Below are 2,631 nucleotides of genomic sequence, written 5' to 3' on the forward strand. Positions count from 1 at the left end.
TACAACCCAGCTTGATAACACCCACGGGACCGGTTTTCGCGAGCTCTTGTATCGGTGGCATCCATGGTTTGGTCAGCCGGTGTTTGTCCACCAGGCGATCGCCAAGTCGGATGATGTTATTTTCCGCTGCACGCTGAGCGGCTCCGATGCGACTCGGTGGCTTGAGATTCCTGCCTGGATGTTCGATCGCGTGGCTTGCGCGGATGATTCGGCCGTCACCACCACGCCTTATGTCGATTCATCAGCGCTGTCGGTGCTAGCGGGCCTTCTGTCGGATGTGTTGAAGGCGGGCACCGCATCATCGAACGCCTTTCTTTCTGGCGCAATCATGACCTCTCGCGATCCGAATCGGGGAGAGGCCCATGTCAGGCAAGACCACGACAATGGCGCGCCGGCCGCCAGCACAGCGGAGCCGGCACAGGCAGGATCAGCAGCGCCAGGCGCTGCAAATGGACCTGTTCGCAAGCGGCCAGTCCAGCGGCGTCATCGGAGCGCCGGCTTGGCCGGAGCTGCCGGCAGAGGTGCAAGGCACGCTGACCAACCTGATGGCGCAGCTGATCCTGGAACACGCGGACAAGAGCAAGACGGCCGTAACGATGGAGGACGGTCATGATCTCTGACAAGATTCGGCCCCATCATCTGGAGCGCAAAGCACTGCTCTATGTGCGGCAGTCGTCGGCCCATCAGGTGCTGCACAACAGGGAGAGCAGCGCGCTGCAATATGCTATGCGGGATCGGCTGACGGCGCTTGGCTGGTCGCAGATCGAGGTGATCGACGACGATCTCGGCCGCTCGGCGGCTGGCTCCGTTCAGCGTGCTGGATTCGAGCGGATGGTCGCGGAGGTGTGCCTCGGCAAGGTTGGCGCCGTCTGCGCGCGTGAGGTCTCCCGCTTTGCCCGCAACAGTCGCGACTGGCAGCAACTGATCGAGATGTGCCGCGTGGTCGATACGGTGCTGGTCGATCAGGAGACCGTCTATGCGCCGCGCCACGGCAACGACCGGCTGCTGCTCGGGTTGAAGGGCAGCCTGAACGAGTACGAGCTTGACCTGTTGCGCCAGCGTTCGCTCTCGGCGCGCTACGAGAAGGCGCGCCGCGGCGAACTGGTCGTCGCGGCACCAGTAGGCTTTGTGAAGGCCGGCGATCGCTACGAGAAGGATCCCGACCGCCGCGTGCAAGACGCCATTACCCTGGTCTTCGACAAGGTTCAGGAACTGGGCAGCGCTCGTCAAGCCTTGCTCTGGTTCCACGAGCATAATCTCGAACTTCCGGTGAAGCAGAACAATGGCGATGTGGCCTGGCGGCGGCCGAACTACGCCGCCATCCACCGGTTGATTGAGAACCCCATCTACGGCGGCGCCTATGCCTATGGTAGGACTGCGGTTGCGGTAGGCTATGGAGCCAACGGTGCCAGCGCGAAGATTCGCCGCAAAGCACGCAGTGACTGGCTGGCGCTGATGCCAAATGCCCATGAGGGCTACGTCAGCTGGGAGAAGGCCGAGGCGATCAGGACGATGGTCAGCAACAACATTCCCACCAGCCGTCATCATGGCGCCGCCAAACATGGCAATGCGCTGCTGGCCGGCATGATCCGGTGCCGGCGCTGCGGGCGCAAGCTGACGCTTCGATATACCGGCGCAAAGCATGGCATCCCGCGTTATAGCTGCAGCCGTGCCTGGATGGACAATGGCGAGCCGCGCTGCATCGCCTTCGGCGGCCTGCGCGTCGACGATTCCATCGAGGAAGCGCTTCTCGGCGTGGTCGGGCCCGGCGCGATCACAGCCGCAGTCGCCGCCGAGAGGCAAGCCGGTCAACGGCGCGATCAGGTACGCGAGGCACTTCTGCGCGACCTTGAAGCGGCGCACTATGCGGCCGATCGCGCCTTCCGTCAGTACGACGCTACTGATCCCGCCAACAGGCTGGTTGCTGGCGAACTGGAGGCTCGCTGGAACAAGGCGCTCGCGCGTGTAGCAGAGGTCGAAAGCAAGATCGCGACGCATGGCGCAGCCATGCCGATGCCAGCCATCGACCCGACAGCGCTGGCCGCACTCGCGACGGACCTCAAGACCGTCTGGGCCGCTCCAACGACAGACGCGCGCCTGAAGAAGCGCATTGTGCGCACCCTCATCCAGGAGGTGGTCGCCGACATCGATCAGGAGGCAGGCGAGATCGTGTTGATCGTCCACTGGATCGGCGGCGTACATAGCCAGATCCGCTTGCCCAAGCGTCGGCGCGGCCAACGCAATAGCGCCTCAGCCGATGTGATCACGGCTGTCCGCCAGTTAGTGCTGATCGCCGATGACGATCTCATCGCCGGTACACTCAATAGGAATGGCCTTGTCACGGGTCACGGCAACCGCTGGACGCGGGAGCGCGTCACATCGTTGCGCTCGCATCACCGCATTCCGGTGTTCAAACCTGCTGATGACGGGATCGAGCCGTGGCTCAATCTCAGCAAGGCCGCGCGGCTTCTCAAGATCGCGCCCAAAACCCTCAGACTGGCGGCGGAGGCCGGCGAGATCGCCGCCATCCATCCCTTGTCCGAAGGCCCTTGGATCTTTGCCCGTGCCGATCTCTCGGCATCAGCCGCACAAGCAATCACGGAACGCGCGCGCCAAAATCCAAAATACCCC

General features: G+C 63.3%; 2 protein-coding genes. Both read left to right on the forward strand.

Annotation, left to right across the window (positions count from 1 at the left end; translation table 11 throughout):
• Positions 1 to 362: 362 nt before the first annotated feature.
• Complete coding sequence (locus XH79_RS06955; RefSeq protein WP_271581173.1) at positions 363 to 620, forward strand: hypothetical protein; 258 nt, start codon at positions 363 to 365, stop codon at positions 618 to 620.
• Positions 610 to 2,631: recombinase family protein (locus XH79_RS06960; protein ID WP_271581174.1), on the forward strand; the 2,022-nt coding region annotated here is incomplete at its 3' end. The genes XH79_RS06955 and XH79_RS06960, both read left to right, overlap by 11 nt.

The sequence above is a fragment of the Bradyrhizobium sp. CCBAU 45389 genome, assembly GCF_028128625.1.
Taxonomy (GTDB): domain Bacteria; phylum Pseudomonadota; class Alphaproteobacteria; order Rhizobiales; family Xanthobacteraceae; genus Bradyrhizobium; species Bradyrhizobium liaoningense_B.

What these genes read in the sequence shown, in the direction of transcription:
- XH79_RS06955 (WP_271581173.1), top strand. Translation starts at nt 363, where the DNA reads ATGTCAGGCAAGACCACGACAATGGCGCGCCGGCCGCCAGCACAGCGG.